Source organism: Micromonospora sp. HM134 (genome assembly GCF_007833915.1).
GTDB classification, from domain to species: Bacteria; Actinomycetota; Actinomycetes; order Mycobacteriales; family Micromonosporaceae; genus Micromonospora; species Micromonospora wenchangensis.
Map to the genome: position 1 here is coordinate 430,551 of NZ_CP041061.1, position 24,655 is coordinate 455,205.

The 24,655-nt window shown below is 72.8% G+C and carries 24 protein-coding genes and 1 tRNA gene; 19 read left to right on the plus strand and 6 right to left on the minus strand.

Annotated elements, in window-relative coordinates; translation table 11 throughout:
- Window positions 1-20 precede the first annotated feature (20 nt).
- From FJK98_RS02105 to topA, 6 genes are all read left to right on the plus strand, one after another.
- A complete protein-coding gene (locus FJK98_RS02105; protein ID WP_145917498.1) occupies window positions 21-377 on the plus strand; it encodes an STAS domain-containing protein in 357 nt (118 codons plus the stop codon).
- Window positions 377-811 (plus strand): ATP-binding protein, encoded by a 435-nt coding sequence (locus FJK98_RS02110; RefSeq protein WP_145922524.1) that lies wholly within the window; start codon window positions 377-379, stop codon window positions 809-811. Before FJK98_RS02105 ends, FJK98_RS02110 begins: the two co-directional genes overlap by 1 nt.
- Before the next feature lie 315 nt (window positions 812-1,126).
- Window positions 1,127-3,487, plus strand: a complete 2,361-nt coding sequence (locus tag FJK98_RS02115; protein WP_145917499.1) for a sodium-translocating pyrophosphatase — start codon at window positions 1,127-1,129, stop codon at window positions 3,485-3,487.
- 106 nt (window positions 3,488-3,593) lie between these two features.
- Window positions 3,594-4,136: a hypothetical protein gene (locus tag FJK98_RS02120; protein WP_145917500.1), complete on the plus strand. Its 543-nt coding sequence runs from the start codon at window positions 3,594-3,596 to the stop codon at window positions 4,134-4,136.
- A complete protein-coding gene (locus tag FJK98_RS02125; protein ID WP_370516981.1) occupies window positions 4,127-4,729 on the plus strand; it encodes a hypothetical protein in 603 nt (200 codons plus the stop codon). Before FJK98_RS02120 ends, FJK98_RS02125 begins: the two co-directional genes overlap by 10 nt.
- A gap of 404 nt (window positions 4,730-5,133) precedes the next feature.
- Window positions 5,134-7,986 (plus strand): type I DNA topoisomerase, encoded by a 2,853-nt coding sequence (topA, locus tag FJK98_RS02130; RefSeq protein WP_145917501.1) that lies wholly within the window; start codon window positions 5,134-5,136, stop codon window positions 7,984-7,986.
- A gap of 77 nt (window positions 7,987-8,063) precedes the next feature.
- On the opposite strand, the gene FJK98_RS02135 is transcribed toward topA, so the two are convergent.
- Entirely contained in the window at window positions 8,064-9,371 is a 1,308-nt protein-coding gene (locus tag FJK98_RS02135) for a D-arabinono-1,4-lactone oxidase (protein ID WP_145917502.1), read from the minus strand.
- A 147-nt stretch (window positions 9,372-9,518) separates the two neighbouring features.
- Here FJK98_RS02135 and FJK98_RS02140 point away from each other — a divergent pair, with 147 nt between their 5' ends.
- On the plus strand, window positions 9,519-10,172 hold the full coding sequence (locus FJK98_RS02140) for a TetR family transcriptional regulator (protein WP_370516982.1): 654 nt from the start codon (window positions 9,519-9,521) through the stop codon (window positions 10,170-10,172).
- 43 nt (window positions 10,173-10,215) lie between these two features.
- Here the strand turns inward: FJK98_RS02140 and FJK98_RS02145 are convergent, their stop codons facing one another.
- The gene (locus FJK98_RS02145; RefSeq protein WP_145917503.1) at window positions 10,216-11,424 is read right to left on the minus strand and encodes an amino acid deaminase/aldolase; all 1,209 of its coding nucleotides are present in this window, start codon (window positions 11,422-11,424) and stop codon (window positions 10,216-10,218) included.
- Between the two features lie 322 nt (window positions 11,425-11,746).
- Between FJK98_RS02145 and tmk the strand changes: the two genes are divergently transcribed.
- The 6 genes from tmk (at window position 11,747) to FJK98_RS02175 (ending at window position 17,436) form a co-directional block, all read left to right on the plus strand.
- On the plus strand, window positions 11,747-13,813 hold the full coding sequence (tmk, locus tag FJK98_RS02150; protein ID WP_240762560.1) for a dTMP kinase: 2,067 nt from the start codon (window positions 11,747-11,749) through the stop codon (window positions 13,811-13,813).
- The gene (locus FJK98_RS02155) at window positions 13,813-15,102 is read left to right on the plus strand and encodes a DNA polymerase III subunit delta' (protein WP_145917505.1); all 1,290 of its coding nucleotides are present in this window, start codon (window positions 13,813-13,815) and stop codon (window positions 15,100-15,102) included. Before tmk ends, FJK98_RS02155 begins: the two co-directional genes overlap by 1 nt.
- A gap of 108 nt (window positions 15,103-15,210) precedes the next feature.
- The gene (locus tag FJK98_RS02160) at window positions 15,211-15,540 is read left to right on the plus strand and encodes a YbaB/EbfC family nucleoid-associated protein (RefSeq protein WP_088643476.1); all 330 of its coding nucleotides are present in this window, start codon (window positions 15,211-15,213) and stop codon (window positions 15,538-15,540) included.
- Window position 15,541: 1 nt separating this feature from the next.
- Complete coding sequence (locus tag FJK98_RS02165) at window positions 15,542-15,847, plus strand: hypothetical protein (RefSeq protein WP_145917506.1); 306 nt, start codon at window positions 15,542-15,544, stop codon at window positions 15,845-15,847.
- On the plus strand, window positions 15,847-16,503 hold the full coding sequence (locus FJK98_RS02170) for a hypothetical protein (protein ID WP_145917507.1): 657 nt from the start codon (window positions 15,847-15,849) through the stop codon (window positions 16,501-16,503). Before FJK98_RS02165 ends, FJK98_RS02170 begins: the two co-directional genes overlap by 1 nt.
- A gap of 72 nt (window positions 16,504-16,575) precedes the next feature.
- Complete coding sequence (locus FJK98_RS02175; protein WP_145917508.1) at window positions 16,576-17,436, plus strand: regulatory iron-sulfur-containing complex subunit RicT; 861 nt, start codon at window positions 16,576-16,578, stop codon at window positions 17,434-17,436.
- A gap of 45 nt (window positions 17,437-17,481) precedes the next feature.
- Here FJK98_RS02175 and FJK98_RS02180 read toward each other — a convergent pair whose 3' ends face one another.
- Complete coding sequence (locus tag FJK98_RS02180) at window positions 17,482-17,850, minus strand: VOC family protein (RefSeq protein WP_145917509.1); 369 nt, start codon at window positions 17,848-17,850, stop codon at window positions 17,482-17,484.
- A 60-nt stretch (window positions 17,851-17,910) separates the two neighbouring features.
- Between FJK98_RS02180 and FJK98_RS02185 the strand changes: the two genes are divergently transcribed.
- Window positions 17,911-18,390 carry a MarR family winged helix-turn-helix transcriptional regulator gene (locus tag FJK98_RS02185; RefSeq protein WP_145917510.1) on the plus strand — a complete coding sequence of 160 codons (480 nt, stop codon included), beginning with the start codon at window positions 17,911-17,913 and terminating at the stop codon, window positions 18,388-18,390.
- Between the two features lie 118 nt (window positions 18,391-18,508).
- Here FJK98_RS02185 and FJK98_RS02190 read toward each other — a convergent pair whose 3' ends face one another.
- Window positions 18,509-20,272: a metallophosphoesterase gene (locus tag FJK98_RS02190; protein ID WP_240762562.1), complete on the minus strand. Its 1,764-nt coding sequence runs from the start codon at window positions 20,270-20,272 to the stop codon at window positions 18,509-18,511.
- A gap of 111 nt (window positions 20,273-20,383) precedes the next feature.
- Between FJK98_RS02190 and FJK98_RS02195 the strand changes: the two genes are divergently transcribed.
- A tRNA-Thr gene (locus FJK98_RS02195) sits at window positions 20,384-20,457 on the plus strand.
- Between the two features lie 119 nt (window positions 20,458-20,576).
- On the opposite strand, the gene FJK98_RS33795 is transcribed toward FJK98_RS02195, so the two are convergent.
- Together FJK98_RS33795 and FJK98_RS02205 are read right to left on the minus strand one after the other, a co-directional pair.
- Complete coding sequence (locus FJK98_RS33795; protein ID WP_240762564.1) at window positions 20,577-22,040, minus strand: site-specific integrase; 1,464 nt, start codon at window positions 22,038-22,040, stop codon at window positions 20,577-20,579.
- A 9-nt stretch (window positions 22,041-22,049) separates the two neighbouring features.
- Window positions 22,050-22,499 (minus strand): helix-turn-helix transcriptional regulator, encoded by a 450-nt coding sequence (locus FJK98_RS02205; RefSeq protein WP_145917511.1) that lies wholly within the window; start codon window positions 22,497-22,499, stop codon window positions 22,050-22,052.
- A 208-nt stretch (window positions 22,500-22,707) separates the two neighbouring features.
- Between FJK98_RS02205 and FJK98_RS02210 the strand changes: the two genes are divergently transcribed.
- From FJK98_RS02210 to FJK98_RS02225, 4 genes are all read left to right on the plus strand, one after another.
- Entirely contained in the window at window positions 22,708-22,983 is a 276-nt protein-coding gene (locus tag FJK98_RS02210; protein WP_240762566.1) for a hypothetical protein, read from the plus strand.
- The gene (locus FJK98_RS02215; RefSeq protein ID WP_145917513.1) at window positions 22,980-23,186 is read left to right on the plus strand and encodes a hypothetical protein; all 207 of its coding nucleotides are present in this window, start codon (window positions 22,980-22,982) and stop codon (window positions 23,184-23,186) included. Before FJK98_RS02210 ends, FJK98_RS02215 begins: the two co-directional genes overlap by 4 nt.
- Window positions 23,187-23,506: 320 nt before the next feature.
- Window positions 23,507-24,328: a hypothetical protein gene (locus FJK98_RS02220; protein ID WP_145917514.1), complete on the plus strand. Its 822-nt coding sequence runs from the start codon at window positions 23,507-23,509 to the stop codon at window positions 24,326-24,328.
- Window positions 24,325-24,651 (plus strand): hypothetical protein, encoded by a 327-nt coding sequence (locus tag FJK98_RS02225; RefSeq protein ID WP_145917515.1) that lies wholly within the window; start codon window positions 24,325-24,327, stop codon window positions 24,649-24,651. The genes FJK98_RS02220 and FJK98_RS02225 overlap by 4 nt, the downstream gene beginning before the upstream one ends.
- Window positions 24,652-24,655 lie beyond the last annotated feature (4 nt).

The following is a 24,655-nucleotide window of genomic DNA, read 5'->3' on the forward strand; positions in this document are numbered from 1 at the left end:
CGGCTCTCGGAGGAGGACTGATGGAGCTGTCGCTGGCGACCCGCACCGTGGGGGAGCACACGGTGCTCGAGGTCGGCGGTGAGGTGGACGTCTACACCGCACCCCGACTGCGCGAACGGCTCCTGGAGTTGATCGACGGTGGCGCCCGGCGGGTGGTCGTCGACCTGGGTCGGGTCGACTTCCTCGACTCCACGGGTCTGGGTGTGCTGGTCGGCGCCCTGAAGCGGTTGCGGTCGGCCGGGGGTTCGTTCGCCCTGGTCTGCGACAAGGAGCCGCTGCTGAAGATCTTCCGGATCACCGCCCTGGACCAGGTCTTCCCCCTGCACCCGACGGTGGACGCGGCGATCGCCGCCGACCCCACCGGCTCCGGCGCGTGATGGCGACGGTCCGGCTCTCCTTCTCGCCGGCGCCGGTGCACGTCCGCACCGCCCGTCTGGTCGGTGTGGCGGTGGCCCGCCGGGCCGGGGTCCGGGAGGATCTGCTCGACGAGGTGCGGTTGGCCATCGGCGAGGCGTGCACCCGGGCGGTCGCCCTGCACCACCAGTACGGGCTGACCGATCCGGTGCTCGTGGAGATGTCCGACTCCGGAGCGTATTCGGTGCGGGTGGTGGACCGGGCGCCGATCGAGGCGGGGCTGGGCCTGGCCGCGTTGAACGCCGACGAGTTGGCCAACGAGGCGTTGACCGACGAGGCGCTGACCACCGGCGTGGGCTTCGCACTGCTCGCCGGTTTCGTGGAGGACCTCCAGGTGCGGCCGGTGGCCGAGGGGATCGGGACCGAGGTCCGGATGGTGTGGCCGGTCGGCCGCTGATCATCACTGTACGTATGCGAGGCCGTGACCCTTGGTGGGTCGCGGCCTCGTGGTGTCGATGGCCTCCTATATCAGATTTTTCCTCATAACACAGTTACAGAGATCATCCGGACACGGTGTCCCCCAGGTGTGACCTCCAACACTGGCCGGGGCTACAGTCTGTGGGTTGTCAGTACGTGATCGTTCCCGCAGCCAGCGGATATGGATGTTGATCATCTTCCGTCGGGGCGGGTCGGAGCACGTGCGCCACCGCATCCAGGCGTCGGTCATACGTCCACTGGCCGGCGCGACAGTGTTCGGTACAGGAGGACATAGATGTCCGGGACCTTGGCCGCCGAAGGCGGCGCGCTGTCCCTCACCGGAGAGAACGTGACGTACGTCGTCATCGCCGCGGTCATCGCGCTGGTGGCACTCGTCTTCGCCGCCGCCTTGACCAAGGCCGTGCTGGCAGCCGGTAAGGGCACCACCAACATGCAGGAGATCTCCGGCGCGGTGCAGGAGGGCGCCTCCGCCTATCTGCTCCGGCAGTTCAGGACGTTGGCGATCTTCGTGGTCGTCGCCGTCGTGCTGCTCTTCCTGCTGCCGGTGCACGACACCGACGGCAGTGAACTGGCGGTGAAGATCGGCCGATCGGCGTTCTTCGTGGTCGGCGCCCTGTTCAGCGCGTTCATCGGTGGGGCCGGGATGTGGCTGGCCACCCGGGCCAACCTGCGGGTCGCCGCCGCCGCCCGGGAGGCGGCCGGCGGCCGGGAAGCCGCCATGAAGATCGCCTTCCGCACCGGTGGTGTGGTCGGCTTCCTCACCGTCGGCCTCGGCCTGTTCGGCGCGGCGCTGGTGGTCATGCTGTTCAAGGGCGACGCGCCGACCGTGCTGGAGGGCTTCGGCTTCGGTGCCGCCCTGCTCGCCATGTTCATGCGGGTCGGCGGCGGCATCTTCACCAAGGCCGCCGACGTCGGTGCCGACCTCGTCGGCAAGGTCGAGCAGGGCATCCCCGAGGACGACCCGCGTAACGCCGCCACCATCGCCGACAACGTGGGCGACAACGTCGGCGACTGCGCCGGCATGGCCGCCGACCTCTTCGAGTCGTACGCGGTGACGCTGGTCGCCGCGCTGATCCTCGGCCGCGCCGCGTTCGGCGAGGACGGCCTGGTCTTCCCGCTGATCATCTCCACCATCGGGGTGCTCATCGCCATCGTCGGGGTCTTCATCACCCGGCTGCGCACCTCCGACCGCAACGGCCTGACCGCCATCAACCGGGCGTTCTACCTCTCCGCCGTGCTCTCCGCAGTGCTGGTCGCGGTCGCCGCCTTCCTCTACCTCCCGGCCAGCTTCGGCGAGCTGGAGGGCGGGCTCACCGACGTCGACCAGAACCCCCGGGTGGTCGCCATCGGCGCGGTCGTCATCGGCATCGTGCTGGCCGCCGCCATCCAGGCGCTGACCGGCTACTTCACCGAGACCAACCGGCGTCCGGTGCAGGACATCGGCAAGAGCTCGCAGACCGGCCCGGCCACCGTCATCCTCGCCGGCATCAGCGTCGGCCTGGAGTCGGCGGTCTACTCGGCCCTGCTGATCGGTGCCGGGGTCTTCGGCGCGTTCCTGCTCGGCGGCAGCTCCATCACCCTGTCGCTGTTCGCGGTCGCGCTGGCCGGCACCGGCCTGCTCACCACGGTCGGCGTGATCGTCGCGATGGACACCTTCGGCCCGATCTCCGACAACGCGCAGGGCGTGGCCGAGATGTCCGGCGACATCGACGAGAACGGCGCGCGGATCCTCACCGAGCTGGACGCCGTCGGCAACACCACCAAGGCGATCACCAAGGGCATCGCGATCGCCACCGCCGTCCTCGCGGCCACCGCGCTGTTCGGCTCGTACACCGACACGCTGAGCACCGCCTACTCCGACGCGGGCGTCGGTGACGTCGGCAACGAGATCCTCAACGCGCTCAACGTCGCCAACCCGCGCAACCTGGTCGGCCTGATCATCGGCGCGGCGGTGGTCTTCCTCTTCTCCGGGCTGGCCATCAACGCGGTGTCCCGCTCGGCGGGCGCGGTGGTGATGGAGGTCCGCCGGCAGTTCCGTGAGCTGCCCGGCATCATGGACGGCACCCAGCGTCCCGAGTACGGCAAGGTCGTCGACATCTGCACCCGGGACGCGCAGCGCGAGCTGATGACCCCCGGCCTGCTGGCCATCCTCGCCCCGATCGCGGTCGGCTTCGGCCTCGGCCCCGGCGCGCTGGCCTCCTACCTGGCCGGGGCGATCGGGGCGGGCACCCTGATGGCGGTCTTCCTGTCCAACTCCGGTGGCGCGTGGGACAACGCCAAGAAGCTCGTCGAGGACGGCGCGTACGGCGGCAAGGGCTCCGAGTCGCACGCCGCGACGGTCATCGGGGACACCGTCGGTGACCCGTTCAAGGACACCGCCGGCCCGGCGATCAACCCGCTGATCAAGGTGATGAACCTGGTCTCGCTGCTGATCGCGCCCGCCGTGGTGGCCTGGAGCGTCGGCGACGACCGGAACACCCCGTTGCGCCTGGCGATCGCGGTGGTCGCCACCCTGATCGTGGTCGCGGCCGTGGTGTTCAGCAAGCGCAAGGGCGTCGCCATGGACTCCACCCCGGACGGTGGCGGCACCGGCACGGGCAACGACCCGAAGCAGGCCGAACCGGCCAACGCCTGAGTCACGGCGCAGCGGGTCCCCGGTCCTGCGGGGGCCCGCTGCGCCGGGCGGTGCGCCCGAAACCTGACCGCTGGCGCAATCGCCCGGAGGCCGTACGCTGCAACGCATGCGTACGTGTCGGGCGGGTGACGCCGGGAAGCTCACGGTGGTCCTCGTCACGGTCGTACTCGTCGTGGCCGGGTGCGGCGGCGGGCCCAGCCCCCGGGCCTGGGCGGCGTCGGTCTGCGAGGCGCTCACCCCGTGGCGGGCCGAGATCAGCAAACTCACCAGCAGCACCCACCAGCAGATGACCGCGCAGACCACCCCGGCGCAGGCGAAGGAGAACCTGGTGCGGCTCTTCGGCGGCGCCGAACAGGCGAGCGAGACGGCCCGCCGCCAGATCGCCGACGCGGGCATCCCGGAGACCGACCACGGCGACGAGGTGTCGAAGGGGTTCCGCACCTCCCTGGCGAAGATCAGGGACGCCTACGGCCGCGCCGGGGACACCATCGACGCCCTGGACACCACGCGGGCCGCCGCCTTCTACGACGGTGTCCAGGCCGCGGTCGACACGCTCAACCAGGAGTACGACGCGAGCGCGCTGGACACCGGGCGGCTCAACTCGACAGAACTCAAACAGGCCTTCGACGAGGTTCCGGAGTGTCGCTGAGGCGTGCCGACCCGCCCGGGGAACCGGGGCGTCAGCTGTCGCTGTTCGGCACCGAGGCGGCCGATCCGTCCGTCGCCGACCTGGCCGGGCTGCTCGCCGGCCCGGGGGAGGTGCACCGGATGGGCCGTACCGCGCGGTTGTCGGTCGGGGTGGACGCGGCCTGGCGGGTGCACGTGCTCGTCGACGAGCTGGCCCGGCGGGGACTCGCGGCGGGCTGGGAGCCGACCGGGGAGCAGCGTTACGTCGTGCGTACCCCGTACCTCACCACGCTGGCGCCGTTGGCGACGGCCTGGCTGGCCGGCGGGGTCAAGCGACCACCGCCCCGGTTCCACCTGCACGGCCGGCGGTTGCGGCTGTGGCTGGCCGCCGCCGGTGCGGCCGACGACGCCGGGCTGCTGTTGCGCCTCGACCGGCGGGACGAGCCGTGGTGGCCGGTGGTGCGGGCGGCGCTCGCCGTGGTGGGCCTGCCGGCGGCGCTGCTGGAGGTGGAGGCGGGTGGCCCGGCCTACCGGATCGGCGGCCGGCGGCTGGCCCGGCTGGCCGAGCTGGTCGGCGACCGACCACCGACCGCCCCCGCCGACCTCTGGCCGTGACCCCCGGCCGGCGGGCGGGCCGTGATCGACACGACGGGGGCGACGGTGCGGTGTCGGAGCGACCGGGATGCCGCGACCTCGGCCCACCGGCAGGTGCCCGATCAAGGACGGCATCGCGGACAGTATGCTGGTCGTCTCACTCCGTGAACACCCGGGTTCGCCCAGGTCGGAGGGCCGGCGTCGTCACCATGGCCCACTTCGGGGCCTACCCACGGTGTACGGTGGCGCCGTCCGGTCACTGAGGCCGCGCGGCGCCGGCGGTGCCGCCGCGCGGACGCTGTTTGCCGCCCCCGGGACCCGGAACCAGGGCGGCGCGTTACGTTGGACATCCGGACCGACGGTGGTCCGGCGGGCGCAACACGGCCCGAAACGGGCCTGGAGCAGGAGCGAGGTCGGGGAGAGACGTGCCGAGCAGAGCTGGAACCACCCGTCTGGTCATCGTCGAGTCACCGGCGAAGGCCAAGACGATCTCGGGCTACCTCGGCCCGGGGTACGTCGTGGAGGCCAGCTTCGGCCACGTCCGGGACCTGCCCCGCAACGCCGCCGACGTGCCCGCCAAGTACAAGGGCGAGCCGTGGGCCCGGCTGGGGGTGGACGTCGACAACGGCTTCCACGCCCTCTACGTCGTCTCGGCCGACCGCAAGCAGCAGATCAGCAAGCTGGTGAAGCTGGCCAAGGAGGTCGACGAGATCTTCCTGGCCACGGACGAGGACCGCGAGGGCGAGGCGATCGCCTGGCACCTGGTGGAGACCCTCAAGCCCAAGGTGCCGGTCAAGCGGATGGTCTTCCACGAGATCACCAAGCCGGCCATCCAGGCGGCGGTGGCGAACCCCCGCGAGATCGACCGGGATCTGGTCGACGCCCAGGAGGCCCGCCGCATCCTCGACCGGCTCTACGGCTACGAGGTCTCCCCGGTGCTGTGGAAGAAGGTCATGCCGAGGCTGTCGGCGGGCCGGGTGCAGTCCGTGGCGACCCGGATCGTGGTCGAGCGGGAACGCCAGCGGATGGCCTTCCGCACCGCGGAGTACTGGGACATCCTCGCCACCCTCGCGGTGGCGAAGCCGGGCGAGGGCCCGCGCACCTTCAACGCCACCCTGGTCGCCCTCAACGGTGACCGGGTCGCCACCGGTAAGGACTTCGAGCCGACCACCGGCCGGGTGCGGCCCGGCGCGGGCGTGGTGCACCTCGACGAGAGCGGGGCGCGCGGCCTGGCGGCCCGCCTCGACGGGCGGCCGTTCACCGTCACCCGGGTCGAGGAGAAGCCCTACCGCCGCCGCCCGTACGCGCCGTTCATCACCTCCACCCTCCAGCAGGAGGCGGCCCGCAAGCTGCGGTTCTCGTCGCAGCAGACGATGCGCACCGCGCAGCGGCTCTACGAGAACGGCTACATCACCTACATGCGTACCGACTCGGTGAACCTCTCCGAGACGGCCATCGCGGCGGCCCGCCGGCAGATCGTCGAGCTGTACGGCGAGCGCAGCGTGCCACCGGAGCCGCGTCGCTACACCGGCAAGGTGAAGAACGCCCAGGAGGCGCACGAGGCGATCCGCCCGGCGGGCGACAACTTCCGCACCCCGGGCGACGTGGCCAAGGAGCTGTCCGGCGAGGAGTTCAAGCTCTACGAGCTGATCTGGCGGCGCACCATCGCCTCGCAGATGACCGACGCGGTCGGCTCCAGCGTGTCGGTGCGCATCCGGGCGGTCTCCGTCGCCCAGGAGGAGGCCGACTTCGGCGCCACCGGCAAGACCATCACCGACCCGGGCTTCCTGCGCGCGTACGTCGAGTCCAGCGACGACGAGAACGCCGAGGCCGAGGACGCCGAGCGTCGGCTGCCCACCCTGGTCAAGGACCAGCCGCTGACCGCCGACGAGTTGGCCGCGCAGGGCCACCACACCCAGCCGCCGTCGCGCTACACCGAGGCGTCGCTGGTCAAGGCGCTGGAGGAACTGGGCATCGGTCGCCCGTCGACGTACGCGTCGATCATGCAGACGATCCAGGACCGGGGCTACGTCACCAAGCGCGGCCAGGCGATGATCCCGACGTTCCTGGCGTTCGCGGTGATCGGGCTGATGGAACGGCACTACCCGCGTCTGATCGACTACGACTTCACCGCCAGCATGGAAAACGAGCTGGACGAGATCGCCGGGGGCGACCACGCCGCCGTCGACTTCCTCACCGCGTTCTACTTCGGCAGCAGCAACGGCACCGGTGACCAGGCCATCGCCCACGCGGGCGGGTTGAAGAAACTGGTCACCGAGAACCTCAGCGAGATCGACGCGCGCAGCGTCAACTCGATCCCGCTGCACACCGACGACGAGGGGCGCGAGGTCGTCGTCCGGGTCGGCCGGTTCGGGCCGTACCTGCAACGGGCCCTGCCCGGCGAGCAGCCGACGCCGAAGGCCGACGGCGAGGAGGGCGGCAGCCAGGGCGACCGGGCGCCGATCCCGGAGGGGCTGGCCCCCGACGAGCTGACCCCGGAGAAGGTGCACGAGCTGTTCCTCGGCGGGGGCGGCGAGCGCAAGCTCGGCGACGATCCGGCCACCGGGGAACCGATCGTGCTCAAGTCCGGCCGGTTCGGCCCGTACGTCGCGAGCGGCGAGCGGAAGTCGTCGCTGCTGCGCACGCAGACGCCGGACTCGCTCACCCTCGACGAGGCGTTGAAGCTGCTCAGCCTGCCCCGGGTGATCGGGGTCGCCCCGGACGGTGCCGAGGTCGTCGCCAACAACGGCCGCTACGGCCCGTACGTCAAGCGCGGTGACGAGTTCCGCTCGCTGGACTCGGAAGACAAGATGTTCACCGTCACCCTCGACGAGGCGCTGGCGCTGCTGGCCGCCCCGAAGACCCGCCAGCGTCGGGCCGCCGCGCCCCCGCTGCGCGAGATGGGCGTCGACCCGCTGACCGAGAAGCCACTGGTGATCAAGGACGGCCGGTTCGGGCCGTACGTCACCGACGGGGAGTTCAACGCGTCGCTGCGGCGCGGGCAGACCCCGGAGGAACTGACCATCGAGCAGGCGTCGGAGATGCTGGCCGAGAAGCGGGCCAAGGGACCGGCCCCGAAGAAGGCGGCGAAGAAGGCCCCTGCCAAGAAGGCTCCCGCCAAGAAGGCCACGGCGACGAAGACCACCGCCGCGGCCAAGAAGACCGCCGCCGCGAAGTCCGCCGCCGCGAAGCGGACCACCACCGCCACGGCCACCACGGCGAAGAAGGCCCCCGCCAAGAAGGCAACCCCCCGCAAGGCCACCACCGCCGCCGAGTAACCCGTCCGCCGGCCGGCACGGCGGGAAACTGCCCGTTCTGCCGGGTCGTTCCCCGCCGGGATCGTCGTGCCGGTGGGTCAGGGGCCGAGGATGTGGTCGAGGTGGGGGTTGGTGAGGACCCGGCCGGGGTCGAGGCGGGCCCGGAGGTCCTGGAAGTCGGCGAACCTCGGGTACGCGGTCGCCAGCGAGGCCGCGTCCCGGTAGTGCAGCTTGCCCCAGTGGGGTCGGCCGCCCAGCCCGGCAGCAACCTCCTCGAAGGCCCGGAAGTACGGCTCGTAGGGCATGCCGACGTACTGGTGGACGGCGAGGTAGGCGGAGTCGCGGCCGTAGCCGTGGGACAGCCAGATGTCGTCGGCGGCGGTGAACCGCACCTCGACCGGGAAGAGCACCTTGAACGGCAGCCGGTCGACGAGTTGGCGCAGTTCCGCCAGCGCCTGCGGGAGGGCGGCGCGCGGGATGCCGTACTCCATCTCCACGAAGCGGACCCGGCGCGGGGTGCAGAAGACGGTGTCGGAGCGGCCGGTGTAGGTGCGTTCGGTGAGCGCGCGGGCGGAGACCGCGCTGATGGTGGGCACCAGCGTCGGTACGGCCCGACCCAGCCGGCAGGCCCCGGCGAAGACGGTGTTGGCGAGGAAGTCGTCGTCCAGCCAGCCCCGCCAGCGGGGCAGCGGCCGGTCGTCGGCGGGCACCCGGTCGTTGGTCTTGAGCTGCACCCGGTCGGTGTACGGGAACCAGTAGAACTCGACGTGGTCGTGCCGGCCGACGAGCCCGGACAGGTCGCCCAGCACCTCGTCGAGCGGGGCGGGGCGTTCGTGTGCGCGCAGGGTGAACGCGTCGACGCAGCGCAGGGTGACCTCGACGAGCACGCCGAGCGCCCCCAGGCCGACCCGGGCGGCGGCGAAGATGTCCGGGTGCTCGTCGGCCGAGCAGTGCAGCACCTCGCCGGTGCCGGTGACCAGGGTGAGCGCCTCGACGAAGGTGGACAGGCAGCCGTACGCGGCACCGGTGCCGTGGGTGCCGGTGGAGATCGCCCCGGCGATGGTCTGTGCGTCGATGTCGCCCAGGTTGGGCATGGCCAGGCCGTGCCCGGCGAGCAGCGCGTTGAGCGCCCGCAGGGTCGTCCCGGCGGGCACGGTGACCAGCCGGGCGTCCCGGTCGACCCGGACGCCGGTGTCGAGGGCGGACAATTCCATCCGCCGGCCGTCCGCCAGGGCGATCGGGGTGAACGAGTGGCCGCTGCCGACCACCCTGATCCGCTCGCCCGCGCCTGCCGCGTCCAGGACCGCCTCGGCTATGTCCTCGACGGTGGTAGGGCGCAGGATGGCGGTGGCGACGCTGCGTTGGTTGCCCGCCCAGTTGGACCAAGCGGTGGTGGTACCGGCCATCGGCGCTCCTCGACATGAACGTGAACTGACTTCATATCAGGAACGTTGTGCCTGGTAAATACCGCAATCGAGGTCCGCTCGTTGTACCGGTAGTCACGGTCTCGTGACATGTGGATATGTTCTTCCGTCGAAGGGGGGTGGCGTCGAGTGTCCACACCAGCCGCCACGACCGGGCCGCTGCGCCGCGTTCCGGTGCAGGGTCGAAGTGTCGCGCGTGTCCAACGGATGTTGGACGCCTGTGCCGAGCTCGTCGACGAGGTGGGGTACGAGGGGTTGACCACCACGTTGCTCGCCGAGCGGGCCGAGGTGGCGATCGGGTCGGTCTACCAGTTCTTCCCGGACAAGCGGGCGATAGTGCAGGCGTTGACGCTGCGCACCATGGAGTCCTACCTCCAGCGGCTCGACGAGCGCTTCGCCTCCGACGATCTGACCCACTGGTGGGACGGCGTCGACGCGGGCATCGACGAGTACATCTCGATGCACCGTACGGTCCCGGGCTTCCGGACCCTGCACTTCGGCGACGTCGTCGACCTGCACCTGCTCGACGAGCAGCGGGACAACAACGGGGTGATCGCCGACCAGTTGGCCCGGGTGCTCACCGAGCGGTTCGGCATGGCCGACGAGCCGCGCCTGCGGTTCTGCCTGGAGATCGCCGTCGAGGCTGCCGACGCCCTGATCAAGCTGGCGTTCCGCCGCAAGCAGGAGGGCGACGAGCGGGTCCTCGCCGAGGCCAAGGCGCTCATCCGGGAGTACCTGCACCGCCACGTCGAGGCTCCGGCCGAACCCGCCGCCCAGCCCTGACCGGCCGACCCCCGGCCCGGCGCCGGCCGAGGGGTGGGGGTTGTCAGAGGAAGGCGTGGCCCTCGCCCCGGTAGGTGGGCACCGTGGCGACCACGCTGTCCCCGTCGACCAGGTGCAGGTCGTTGACCCGTTCGCAGAGTTCGCCGGCCTTGGCGTGCCGGAACCACACCCGGTCGCCGATCCGCAGGGCGGCTGCGGCGGCACCGGTGAGCGGGGTCTGCACCTCACCCGCGCCCTCGGTGCCGACCAGTTCCAGCCCGGCCGGCAGCCACGGCCGAGGCAGCCGGCTCGTCGCCGCCGGTCCGGAGGCGATCCAACCGCCGCCGAGCACGGTGGCGATCTCCGGCGTCGGCCGGCGGACCACCGAGCAGGCGAAGAACGCCGCCGGGGTCGGCCGCCAGGCCCGGTAGGCGTCGAACAGCGTCGGGCCGTACAGCCCCGAGCCGGCGGTGACCTCGGTGACCGAGGGGTCGGCGCTGGTGGCGGCCACGCTGCCGGTGCCGCCGCCGTTGACGAACTCCAGGTCGGCGTGTTCGCGGACGGCGGCGACCGCCGCACCCCGCCGGGCCAGCAGTTCCCGGTACGACCCGCGCTGGGCGATCCGGATCGCGGCGCTGAGCGCGGCCTGTCCGGGCGGGGCGTCCCCGAGCCCGGCGATCTGTGCCTCGTACGACATCAGGCCGACCAGCCGGAAGCCGGCCCGGCGGGCGACGGCGGCGGCGAGCGCGCCGGCGGCCCGGGCGCTGTGCACCGGCGAGCGGCGGACCCCGACGTGCACCCGGCCGCGCAGGGGTCGCCAGGAGGCGTCGAGGTCGAGGCAGACCCGGAGTTCGGGGCGGCGGCCCGGGGCGCACACCGCGTCGATCAGGTCGAGCTGCTCGGTGCTGTCGATCATGAGGGTGACCGCTGCGGCGAGCTGCGGATCACCGGCCAGGGCGGCGAGCGCCCCCCGGTCGGCGGTGGGGTACGCCACCAGCGCGTCGCCGGTCGCGCCGGAGCGGACCAGCCAGTTCGCCTCGGCCAGGGTGAACGCCATCACGCCGGCCCAGCCGGCCTGCCCGAGCGCCCGGTCGAGCAGGTCGCGGGAGCGGATCGACTTGCTGGCGGCGCGGACCGGCTTGCCGCTGCTGCGGGCGGCCAGCGCGGCGGCGTTGGCGTCGAAGGCGGTGAGGTCCACCACGGCGTAGGGCGGGTCGAGGTGGGCGGTCGCCTTGTCGAGGCGTTCGCGCAGGGTGTCGCTGTCGATGGCCACGAATGCACGCTAACTGTCCGGACGGCAATGCGAAATACCCTCACGTCCTACCGGGCTGCGGTCGGTGGCATCCGCGGCCTAGGCTCGGCGAGCAGGAGAATGTCGCCGGTGGGGAGGCTCCCACCGGGTCTAGAGTGTTGCACCGGGACTGCCCAGTGTTGGGCCGGCGCGTGGAGGTACGGCCATCGAAAGCCAGCAGAACGGCGAGTCGTCCGGCGCGTCGTCGTCCGGCCCCGCCGGAGCCGCCGCCCAGACCGACCGGTCCGGAGCTGCGGCGATCCGGTCGGTACTGCGCATCCGGCCGTTCCGGCGGCTCTGGATCGTGCTCGGCGCAGCCTCCTTCGGCGACTGGCTCGGCCTGCTCGCCACCTCCGTCTTCGCCGCCGCGCAGGTCTCCGGCAGCACCGCCCAGGGGGCCGTGTTCGGTGGCGTGATCGCGATCCGGCTGCTCCCGGCGCTGGTACTCGGGCCGGTGGCCGGCGTGCTCGCCGACCGGTTCGACAGGCGCTGGACGATGGTCATCTGCGACCTGCTGCGGTTCCTGCTGTTCGCCTCGATCCCGCTGGTCGCGCTGCTCGGCGTCCGGGGCGGCGTAGTGGTCACCTGGGCGGCGGTCGCCACCTTCCTGATCGAGTCGATCACCCTGCTCTGGATTCCGGCCAAGGAGGCCGCGGTCCCCAACCTCATCCCGCGCGCCCGGCTGGAGACGGCCAACCAGCTCACCCTGATCACCACGTACGGCCTGACCCCGGTCGCCGCCGCGATCGCCCTGGCGGTGCTGGACCGCAGCGTGCGCGGGGTCACCGGCGGCGAGATGCCGAGCTGGGCCGAGCCCGCCCAGCTCGCCCTCTGGTTCAACGCCCTCTCCCGGCTCGCCACCGCGCTGGTGGTGGCCTTCGGCATCAAGGAGATCAGCCAGGCCCAGGCCCGGGAACGCGGCGAGCGCGCCGAGCAGGGCATGTTCAGCCAGTTCACCGAAGGCTGGAAGTTCATCGGCCAGACCCCGCTGGTCCGGGGCCTGGTGCTCGGCATCTTCGGCGCGTTCGCCGGCGGCGGCATCGTGATCGGCACCGCCAAGTTCTTCGCCGCCTCGCTCGGGGCCGGCGACGCCGCGTTCTACATGCTGTTCGGCGCGATCTTCATCGGCCTGGCGGTCGGCATCGGCCTCGGCCCGATGATCGTGCGGGACATGTCCCGCCGCCGCTGGTTCGGCATGAGCATCGTGCTGGCCAGCGCCTCCGTGCTGGTGCTGGCCTTCGCCATCCACCTGTCGATGGCCATCCTCGGCGCGATCATGGTCGGTGCGGGCGCCGGCATGGCCTTCCTCGCCGGCACCACGCTGCTCGGCGGCGAGGTCGCCGACGAGGTACGCGGCCGGGTCTTCGCCGTGGTGCAGATCGGCACCCGGCTGGTGCTGATCCTGGCGATCGCGCTGAGCAGCCTGCTGGTCGGGGTCGGCGGCTCGCGTCAGCTCACCATCGCCGACCTCGGCATCTCGGTCTCCTCCACCCGGCTGCTGCTGCTCGCCGCCGGCCTGGCCGGCATCTTCGCCGGAATCAGCGCGTTCGGGCAGATGGACGACAAGAAGGGCGTGCCGGTCCTGGCCGACCTGTGGGGCTCGATGCGCGGCCGGCCGCTGATGCCGGCCGAGCCGTTCGTCTCCAACGGGCTCTTCGTGGTCTTCGAAGGCGGTGAGGGGGCCGGCAAGTCCACCCAACTGGAGGTGCTCGCCGCCCGCCTGCGCGAGCAGGGCCGGGACGTGGTGGTGACCCGGGAGCCGGGCGCCACGGCGGTGGGCGAGCGGATCAGGGCCCTGGTGCTTGAGGATTCCGGCGCGGACGCCCCCTCCCCGCGCGCCGAGGCGCTGCTGTACGCCGCCGACCGGGCCCACCACGTCGCCACCGTGGTCCGCCCCGCGCTGATCCGGGGCGCGGTGGTGATCAGCGACAGGTACGTCGACTCGTCCCTGGCCTACCAGGGCGCGGGTCGTACGCTGCCGGTCGACGAGGTGTCCTGGCTCTCCTCCTGGGCCACCGGTGGGCTCAAGCCCGACCTGGTGGTGCTGCTCGACGTCGACCCGCGTACCGGCCTGTCCCGGGCCGCCGCCCGCAACCAGGGGGCCGACCGGCTGGAGGCCGAGTCCGTGGCCTTCCACGAGCGGGTCCGCTACGCCTTCCTCGACCTCGCGGCCAACGACCCGAAGCGTTACCTGGTGCTCGACGCGTCCCGCCCGGTCGACGAGATCGCCGGCCTGGTCGGCCGCCGGGTGCAGGAGTTCCTGGTGGACCCGGCCGGCATCGTGCACCCGCGCCCGGCGCACGGGCCGGACACCTCGGTCCAGCCCGAGTTATCCGACACGGAGCTGGTGGGGATGGAGCACCGGACCTGATGCCGGACGTCTTCGCCGATCTGGTCGGCCAGGACGACGCGGTCGACACCCTGCGCCGGGCCGCCGCGTCGGCCGCCGCCGTGCTGCGCGCCGCCCACCTCCCGGCACCCTCCGCCACCGCCGACCCGGACGACGACCTGGCCGCCCTGGCCGAGGCCGACGAGGGGGCCGCCGCCGGGGGGACCGCCACGGCCGTCGACCCGGGGGCCGGGATGACCCACGCCTGGATCTTCACCGGCCCGCCCGGTTCCGGTCGGTCGGTGGCCGCCCGCGCCTTCGCCGCCGCCCTCCAGTGCGTGCACGGCACCGGCTGCGGCGTCTGCCCCGGCTGCCACACCACGCTCGCCGGCACGCACGCCGACGTCCGGCTGGTGGCCCCCGAGGGGCTCTCCATCGGCGTCGGCGAGATGCGCGCCCTGGTGCTGCGGGCGGCGAGCACCCCGTCCGGCGGGCGTTGGCAGGTGGTGATCATCGAGGACGCCGACCGGCTCACCGAGGCGGCCGGCAACGCGCTGCTCAAGGCGGTCGAGGAGCCGCCTCCCCGGACGGTCTTCCTGCTCTGCGCCCCGTCCACCCACCCGGAGGACGTGTCGGTGACGATCCGGTCGCGGTGTCGGGTCGTACCGCTGCGGCAGCCCTCGGCGGTGGCGGTCGCCGACGTGCTGGTCCGGCGGGACGGCATCGCGCCCGACGTGGCGCAGTGGGCGGCCGCCGCCGCACAGGGGCACGTGGGTCGGGCCCGGCGGCTGGCCCGCGACCCCGAGGCGCGTCAGCGCCGGGACGCCGTGCTGGCGGTGCCGCGCCGGCTGACCGGGGTGGGCACCGCGCTGGACGCGGCGTCGGCGCTCATCGAGGCGGCCGAGGCGGAGGCGGCGGCCTCGGTGGCGGAGTCCGACGCGGCCGAGCGGGCCGCGTTGCAGACCGCGCTGGGCGCGGGCGGCACCGGTCGGGGCGCGGCGGGCGCGACGCGGGGCTCCGCCGGCCAGCTCAAGGACCTGGAGAAGCGGCAGAAGTCGCGGGCCACCAGGGCCCAGCGGGACGCCCTGGACCGGGCCCTGGTGGACCTGGCCGGTTTCTACCGGGACGCGCTCACCTCGGCGTTGCGCGCGCCGGTCGCCCCGGTGCACACCGACACCGCCACGCTGGCCGAGGCGGGCGGGCAGAAGTGGGCCCCGGAGGGGGCGCTGCGCCGGCTGGAGGCGGTGCTGGAGTGCCGGGCCGCGATCGAGGCGAACGTCAAACCCCGCATCGCCGTGGAGGCGATGATGCTCTCGCTCTGGCGCGGCTGACCCCCGGTTCCCGCCCATCGACACGTGTTGACGGGGTGCGGTACGGTCCCGGTGGGCTGCGGTGATCGTGGTGGCACGCAGGGTGAGGTCTACCTGGGGGGAGATCGGATGCCGCGCGGCGAGATCGACGAGGCGTGGATCGAGGAGGCGGTGCGGCGGTACCGCCGGATCGAGTCCCTCCAGGCCGAGTTCGACCGGGCGGTGGAGACCGTCGAGGTGACCGTGCGCTCGCCCGACGGGCTGGTCGAGGTGGTGGTGACCGCCGGTGGGCGGATCACCGACGTGCGCTTCCTCGGGCCGCTGCACAACCGCCACCCCCGGGACGTGGCCGGCTCGGTGCAGGCCGCCGTCACGGCCGCCGCCGACGCCGCCCAGTGGGCCCGGGAGAAGCTGCACAACGAGACGTTCACCGCCTACCGTCCGCTCGCGGGGGCGTGAGATGGACGCCCTGCGCGCCCTCGCCGACCGCCTCGACGAGGCCAGCGCCACCCTCGCCGCGCTGTCCCGTACGGTCACCGCCACCGACCCGCCGCATCCCGCGTTCGGCGCGCACGCCGCCGGCCGTCCCGGCGAGGTCGGCCGGGCCCTGCACCGGCAGTGGACGACCGCCACCGACGGGCGGGCCCGCGAGGCGGGTGCCGCCGCCGCCCGGCTGGCCGCCGCCGCGTCGGCCGTCCGCAGCGCCGCCGACCGCTACACGTCCACCGACGAGGCCGCCCGCCGCAGGCTGGCCGGGGAGGCGTGATGGACCCGCTGGACCGGCTCGCCGAGCCCGGCCTGGACCTGCTCGCCCGGGTCGACACGCTGCTCGCCGCCGGAGCCCCGGAGGCGCACCCGGTCTGGCCGCTGCTGCGCCGGATGCAACTGCTGCCGGGGGAGGCCCTGCGCGCCTTCCTCGACCTGCATCCCGCGCCGCTGGCGACCGCCGGGCACGCCGTGCGCCGTCTCGTGCGGGGGTACGACGACGCGTGCGCCGCCCTCACCGATCCGGGGATCTGGTCGGGTCCGGCCGGGGCGTCCTACGACGAGGCCCGCACCGCCCTGCTGCGCCACCTGGACGAGGGGCCGGAGAGCCTGGTGGGCCGGCTGGAGTCCACCGCCGGTTACGCCGACGCGCTGGCCGACTGGGTGGAGGGCAGCCGGTTGGCGGTGGCCCGGGTGCTGGCCGAGGTGCTCGGCTCCACCGAGGCGGTCCGGGTCCGGGCGACTGTCGGGGCGGGTGCCGGGCCAGCCGGGGCGGCTGCGGCGGCCGAGATCGCCACCCGGGTGCTCTCGGTGCTCGGGGTGGCCTACGACGGGGCGGAGACGCTGCTGCGCCAGTGGTCGCCCAGCCTCGCCGAGTCGACCTGGCGGTCGACCGGCGGGTCGTCGTACCACGGCGGCCCGGTGCGGATCGGCTGATGGGCCGGCCGACCTGGGGGCCCCGCCCGCCGCACCCGGACCGGTTCCGTCGATCCGTCGTAGGCTGAACGCATGGGCATGCTCTGCGCGGTCAGCTTCAACCGGTACGGGCGGCTCTACTACCTCGACCCGGGGGAGTTCAGCCCGCAGGTCGGTGACCGGGTGCTCGTCCCCACCGACGACGGCCCCGAGGTGGCGGAGTGCGTCTGGGCGGCGCAGTGGGTTTCCGAGGAGACCGACGGTTTCCCGAAGCTGGCCGGGCTGGCCGGCGACGACGACCTGCGCCGCGACGAGCTGCTGCGGCGGCGTAAGGCCGAGGCGAAGGTGGCGGCGAAGCGGCTGATCCGGGAGCACGGCCTGCCGATGAAGGTGGTCGCGGTGGATCACGTTCTGGCCGCCGCCGAGGGCACCGGGGACCGGACGACCGTCTACTTCACCGCCCCGCACCGGGTGGACTTCCGTTCGCTGGTCCGGGACCTGGGCGCGACCCTGCACTGCCGGGTGGAGCTTCGGCAGCTCTCCGCCCGGGATTCGGCCCGGGTGCAGGGCGGCATCGGTTCGTGCGGCCGGGACCTGTGCTGCGCCACCTTCCTCAACGACTTCGAGCCGGTGACCATCCGGATGGCCAAGGACCAGGATCTCCCGTTGAATCCGCTGCGGATCTCGGGCGCCTGCGGCCGGCTGATGTGCTGCCTGAAGTACGAGCACCCGTTGTACGCCAAGTTCGCCGAGTCCGCCCCGGCGGTCGGCAGCCGCGTCAGTACGCCCGAGGGGGACGGCCGGGTGGTCGGCCACAGCGTCCCGAGGGACGCGGTGACCGTCCGCCTGGACGCCGACGGCTCGCGCTCCATGTGCTCCCGGGCGGACGTCTGTGGCTCCCGGAGCGCCTACGAGAGCCGTGACCTGGCCGGTCCCGAAGGTGCCGCGCGCTGATCGACGGTCTGCGGGTGTCGCGCACGGGCCGTCGGGGCCGGTGCCTCAGGCCCGGTCGTGCAGGGTGACCTGGTAGCCGTCGGGGTCGGCGAAGGTGAACGTCCGGCCGAAGGGCCCGTCGACCGGTGCGGCGACGATGGTGTGCCCGTCGGCGACGAGCGCGTCGTGGATGGCCTGCACGTCCGTGGCGTGGAGCCAGATCGCGGCACCGATGCCGGGCTGGGTGACGGAGGTGAGATCGGTGCCGGGGACGACGTCGCGCAGGGCGAACGCGATCGGCTTCGTCTCGAAGACGACGGCGTGCGGCGGGCCGGCCGGCGAGCGGACGAGGCCGAGATAGCGCTCGTAGAACGCCTGCGAGGCGGCGAGGTCGCGCGCCTGGAGCGAGATGAAGTCGGGGCCGGTGACGGGCATGCGATGCTCCTTCGAGTCATGTCAGCTTCCTGACATGCCAAGCTATGTCAGAATGCTGACATGAGTCAAGCTGATGCGGGCGTCGACCTGGAGACGTCCCTGGGCTACCTGCTGAAAGAGGCGTCGAGCGCGCTGCGGGCGGCCATGGAGGAGGTGCTGCGGCCGCTCGGGATGGGCGTGACGCACTACTCCTGCCTCGAACTGCTGGCGCAGCGACCGGGCCTGTCGAACTCCGAACTCGCGCGGGGCGCGTTCGTCACCCGGCAGACGATGAACGTGCTGCTCCAGAATCTGGAACGGGAGGGCTATGTGACCAGGCCTGCGGCGGCACCCGTCGGCAAGGCGCTGCCCACGCGACTCACGCCGAGCGGTCGACGCAGCCTGGAACGGGCGAGCGCGGCGGTCCGTTCCGTCGAGGTCAGAATGCTCTCCGGCATGACCGGGGCCGAACGCGCAGCCGCGTTCCACGCCCTGAAGTCTATGATCCATTCCCTGACCTCCCCGCCCGCGCCGCCGCCCCCCGCTGGCGGCCGGGGTTGATCAAGAGGTTCGCGTCAGTGTGGGCGCGCCCGATGACGCAAACCTCTTGATCAACGTCGAAGGGCGGGCGGGCAGGCGGTGCGGCGGCGGGCGTCGGCGCGGTCTGTGGTGACCCGGGTCAGGTGAGGGTCACCGGGGGTTCGGCGAGGCGGGGGGTCAGCGGGGCGCGGGGGGTCAGCCAGGAGGCGGTGGCGGACTGGTCGGGGTTGAGCTGCCAGTCGTGGCAGACCCGGTCGACGGCGATCGGATAGACGGTCAGCGTGCCGTCCGGGTCGATCCGCATCCGCAGGAACGACTTCGAGTCCTCGATGCCCTGCCCGGCGAAGAGTTCGTTGACGTTGACCCCGAAGGCCCCCGCCACCAGCAGGTATCCCGCCACCAGTTGGGTGGCGACCAGCCCGATCACCGGGCCGTAGACCACGGCGGCGGCGACCGCCGGCAGCGGCCACGGCCAGTGGTAGAACGGCAGGTGCAGCCAGGCCCACGTGCCGGCGACCGCCAGCGCCACGTGCGCCAGACCGTGACCGATGCCGAGCAGCCAGTGCCGGGCGTGCCGTTTCCCGCCGGCGCTGGGCGGCTTGGCGAAGAAGGCCGCGCTGAGCAGCGTAACCCCCAACATGATCACCAGCGGGACGCTGAACAGCCGCTGCTCGGTGCCGGTCCGGTTCGCCGCTACCCCGGCCATGGCGAGCATCAGCAGCGTGTGCAGGGTGCCGAGCAGGGTCCCGAAACCCGGGTTGCGCCGGGGCAGCCGGTGGAAGATCCCCCAGCCGTAGCGGCGGGAGCGGGCCGCGTCCGGGAACCGGGCCACCAGGTCGTACGCGCGGGTGCGGCTGGCCCGCCGGGACAGGGTGTCCTTCGGTGGCACCTCGATCCGCTCGGGGAGGGTGTGCGTCGGATACAGGTACGCCCCGCCCCCGCCGCAGGTGATGAGCTGGCGTTCCGGGCCGGCGTACCGGGCGTAGTGGTGCAGGTCGCCCGAGACCAGCAGCCGGACGTGCGCGCCGGTGGGCGCGATGATCGTCCGGACGAAGTAGTCGATCGAGTCGTACGCGGTGGGATGGTCGACGGACTTCACCCAGGTCGGCGCCGGCACCGCCAGGATCACCCGGGACTCCGGGCCGAGCCGGCGGGCCACCTCGTCGAAGTACGACAGCTGCGGATCGTCCAGGTAGGACCCCGACTGGTCGTCCAGGCCGAGCAGCCACCACCCGGCCGGCAGTTCCACCGCGAAGTACGACCGGGACTGGCCGGTGCCCCAGCCGCCGAAGTTGCGGTCCCGGGAGCGGACGAACAGCCGCAGGAACGCGGTCAGCCCGTCGTACCAGTCATGGTTGCCGGGCACGGCGAACAGCATCGGCCGCTGCGGCGGGGGCACCGGCAGCGCCGCCTGGTACGGCCCCTTGCACCGGTCCTCGTACGCCTCGTAGGCCGCCGACGGGTAGACCTGGTCGCCGCCCATCACCAGGGTCTGCGCCCGGGGCAGCCGGTGCCCGTCCACGGTCAGCTCCGGCTGGGCCAGCAGGTACGCCACCGAGTACGTGGCGTCGAAGCCGTCGCCCAGGTCGGCCACGTAGTCCAGCCAGAGCCCACCGTCGGGGCCGACCTGCGCGCCGATCCTGGCGTCGAGCGCGTTCTGCAGCTCCCGCTTGTCCAGGTACGCCCCGAACAGCATCGCCAGCAGGGTACGGATGCCGGTGCTGATCAGCAGGAACGGCGCCAGCCAGGGGACCGGTTTGCGGGGCGTGAAGCCCAGCTCCACCGGATCGGTGCCGCGTGGCCTGCGGACGGCCCGCTCACCGGGGGCGTGCTCGGCGTCCGGGTCCGTTTCGGGGCCGTCGGGGGTGGCGGGGCGCTCGGGGGTGGCGGGGTCGTCGCTCACCCGGGCAGCCTAGCCGTCCCGCCCGACACCGATGTCCCTTGATGTCCGGGTCCTCCGACGGGGAACCCCCTCGGTCCCGACGGGGGTCGTACCGTACACTTGATGATCGTTGCCGCCTTAGCTCAGTCGGCTAGAGCGACGCACTCGTAATGCGTAGGTCGACGGTTCGATTCCGTCAGGCGGCTCGGGTAGGCGAAAGGCCCTGGTCACTATCACTGACCAGGGCCTTTCCCGTTCCCGGCGGTCGCCGGAGCGGATCACGCGTATCGGGATGCCTCGATCTGAGGACAATCCTGAGGACAACCTACCCGGCAGCCTTCCGCCGACGCCGCTCACCGAGGTCCGCCACCGGCCGGAACAGGGCCCGCTCCGCCGCCTTCGCCGCACCCCGGCCCAGCGCCGTTGACGGTGTCGCGTACCGGCGCGCCGTCCGGATGTCCGACCAGCCCATCACCTGCTGCACCGTCGCCATGTCCTGCCCGGCGTCCAGCAGCATCGTCGCCGCCGAGTGCCGGGCGATGTGCGTCCCCGCCCGGGGCAGGCCAGCGGCGGCGAGGATCTCGTACCAGTCCTCCAGGTCGACGCGCGGGTCGATCGGCCGGCCCGTCGGCCCGCAGAACACCAGGTCGTTATCCACCCACAGTTCGCCCAGCGACCGGCGGGCCGCCTTCTGCCGCCGCTGGTGCTCGCCCAGCTCCCGCAGCAGGGTCGCCGGCAGCGCAACGACGTCGGTTGCCACCTCGTCGCCCTCCGGCTCCTGCCAGGTTTTCGGCCGGGTGAGGACCAGGCCGCCGCCGGTGCGTTCCGGGCAGCGGGCCGCGTGCCGGGTGCAGCCCGCCGGACACGGCGGCGGGCACGCCCGCTGGTGCAGCCGGCACCGGCCGGCCGACACCCGGGCCGGGCACCGCCACGCCTGCCGGTAGCACGCCTCCGGCCGGGCGCACCCGTGCGTCCAGGTCGGCGGGCACGCCTCCCGCCGGCAGTGCTCGGCGGCGCACGCCGCCGGGTCGTCGCAGCCGTGCCGCCACCGCAGCCGTTGGAGCTGCCAGTCCCGGGCGATCGTGCCCTGGTCGAGGTCGACGCACGCCCAGGTGAGGCCGAGGGCCTCGCCCTGCCGGGGGCCGATGGCCAGCCCGACCATCCACCGCAGCGCCGTCGGCCGGGTCTGGATGGCGGCGATGAGCTTCCGGGCCTGGGCGACGGTCAGCGGCCGGCGTCGCCTGCCCTTGGTGCTGCCCGGGTTGTCGCGCAGCTCGGCGACGTTGCGGTGGACCAGGTCCCGCGCGGCGGCAAGGCCGATGCCCCGGCGGATGATCGCGTGGACCTTCAGCAGGTAGCTCGGGGCGACGTGGGGGCGCATCCGCGCGTACAGCCGGTCCAGGTGGTCGATGGTCAGGTCGTCGACGGGCACGTCGCCGATCGCCGGGTAGATCCACGTGCGGCAGGCGGACAGGTACGCGTCGACGGTGCGGGGTGCGAGAGGCCGCTCCAGGGTGAGGTGGATCTCGGTGAGCCACCGGTCGAACCACTTCCGGACGGTGGGTGTCCGGCCGGCGGCGACGGGGATCTTCTTGTCGGCGCGCTCCTGCATCTGCTGGATGGCGGCCTTGATGACGTCAGGGGTCTTGCCGTAGACGCTCTTGCGGTCGTACGTGCCGTCGGCGCGTCGGGCGAGGGTCACCTTGCCCTCGTAGCGCTTGCGCTTGTCGCTCCAGACGACGGAGACGCCGCGGTGCTGGAACCCCTGACGCCCAGTCTTGCTGGGCACCAGTTCCTCCTAGGTGGCGATGCCGGGCTTGCGGCGGCGGGGGGTGTGGCCGGGTCGCTGGGATGGCCGGTCGGCGAGCTGGCGGATCGTCTCGCGGATGAACTCCCGCTCGAACTCGCTGGTGTTGGGGTCGTTGAGCCTGCGCTGGAGCAGTTGGAAGTCGTCGTCCAGGACGCTGAGCGGCTGGGCTGGGGTCGGCGTGTCGGTGCGGCCGGGCCAGAGGATCTGGAAGGGCTCGGTGGTGGGGACGCCGACGGCGTCGCAGAAGGCGCGCACGTTCTCGGGGTCGGGGAGCTTCTCGCCGGCTGCGTTGATCCACCGGTAGATCGTCTGGTTGCCGATGCCGGCTAGGTCGGCGATCTTCGGGACGGAGAGTCCTCGGGTGGCCTTGGCGTGGTCGACGACCCGCTTGACCCACTGGCCGAAGCGGGCTTTTCGCGCCTCGATGGGCGGTGCCACGGGCTCACGGTACGGCTCGACGAGGGTGAGGAGACCGGGCTCGGTTCGGATTCTCCGTGGACGGAGACCGGGCCGACCCCGAGCCACGTTCTTTCGGAACGTGTGCGAATACGTGTGCATGGGCCAACCATAGGACACCGTCCGTGCAAGGGAGGATCAGCCGAAAGTATGAGTCGCTCCATGCATGGAGAGCTGCTACGGTCTCTCCATGCACGGAGAGAAGTTCGCAGACATTCGCACGGACGGAGAGGTCGAGGGCATCGACCCGGCGGCCCGCTTCGTCAGTGTCCAGCGGGCCCAGGCTCTTCTCGGCGACGTCACCTACCGGCAGATCGGGCTCATGATCCAGCGCCGCGAGCTCCGTAGCTGCAAGCTCGGCCGCCGTCGTCTCGTCGAGCTGGCCTCCATCAACGAAGTGCTCGACGCCGCGATGGCCGCCGCGATGGCCGCCGCGTCGGCGGAGAACGGAAAGGACGCGGCATGACGCACCCCCCAGGCGGAGGCAGCAGCGGCGGCAGCGGCGGGAACAGCACCGGCCCCGGCCGCAGCACCCCCACCGTCGGCTCGACGAACGGCAGCTACCAGTACCGGCAGCCCCAGGACGAGCTGCCCGGCGACCGCAGCCACCGCGAGCGGTTCTGGCGCTCGCTGGGCCGGCGCATCCGGGCCGGCGCGCGGATCAGGTAGCAGCACCCAGTCTCCGGCCGTCTGGTCGGAGCCCGCGCCGGCTGCGTCGACGTCGCCGGCGCGGGCCACCCTCCCGCAGGAGGTCTCCATGCTCCACAGCCCGCAGGTCCCCGCCCCGATCCAGCCCGGTTCGCCCGGTGCCCCGGGTTCGCCCGGCACCCCGCCGGCTCCGGGTCCGCGTCCGGCCTGACCGGGATTCCGGGTGGTCGGCCGTGACTACGGCTCCGGCCGGCCACCCGGACAGCAAGACGCGGGCCGTCCCTGCCTGGACGACCCGCGCGTACCGACCCCACTCACCGCTTCAGACAGGAGCAAGGTCGATGACCGATCGTATCCCCAACCCCCAGCCCCTCACCTACGGCACCGTCCAGCCCGGCACCCTCGTCGAGGACGGCGACGACAACGTCTTCCGCGTGGAGCACGTCGCGAGCTGGCGCAACGCGGTCGGCGCGCAGTACGTCTCGCTGACGGTCGTGCCGCTCGGCCCGGGTGCACCGGGCATGTGGACCGAGCTCGCGACCATCGGGCTGCTGCTGGCGTCCGAGGGGATGGTGGCGGATGCCCGTGCCCGGCAGCAGCGGTCCGTGATCGTGTCCGGCCTCGGCCTGGTCGCGGACCGGGTGCGGTCGCACGTGCTGCCGCTGCCGACGTACGGCACGCACGTGTCCCTGACGGTCGGGTCGCCGGCCGAGCTGGGCGTGTGGGCCGACGCGTTCGGTGTCGAGGTGCGGGAGGTCGTGGCGTCGGGTCGGGTGCACTGGTCGGTGACGGTGGACCTGGGTGATGACGACGCGATGTCGCTGAGCCTGAACGTGTCGTGCCTGTCGACGCCGGTGGAGCCGGAGCCGGTCCCGCTGCCAGAGCACCGGCACGTCGCCGCGTCCGGCGGTCAGGGCGAGGGCACCGCCGAGTGCGCCTGCGGGCAGGTGTTCTTCGGGGAGTCGGGCGGTGAGGCGGTCGCGGCCCTGGACCAGCACATCGCCAACCCGGAGGTGCGGTTTCCCGCCGGCACCCCGGAGCGCGCCGCGTACGCCGCCGAGCTGACCGAGGAGTTGGGGAAGTTCGCGCGGGGTGAGGCCCCGTACGAGTACCCGGTGACCAGCCCGGCCCCGGCCGACGACACCACCGGTGGTGACAGGTGAGCGCCGTCGACGAGCGGGCCGCCCGGATCGCCGGCCTGCGTGCCCTCGCCGACGCCCTGGAGGCCAACCCGGACCTGCCTTTGCCGGGCCGTCGGGTCGCGCACTGCGTGCGCGTCGACGACGACGCGGCCGGGCAGGCGGAGGTGATGCGCGCCGCCGAGCTGCTCGGCGTGGAAGCCATCATCGACGGTGGTAGCGCCCACGCCAGCCGGACGTTCGGCGGCGTCACGTACGAGGTGTTCCACGTTGGTTTGCAGCGTAGGGCCGACCACGACGCGCTGATGTCGTACCGGGGCGCTGTCGCCGCGCCGGCCGGGGCGTGATCGC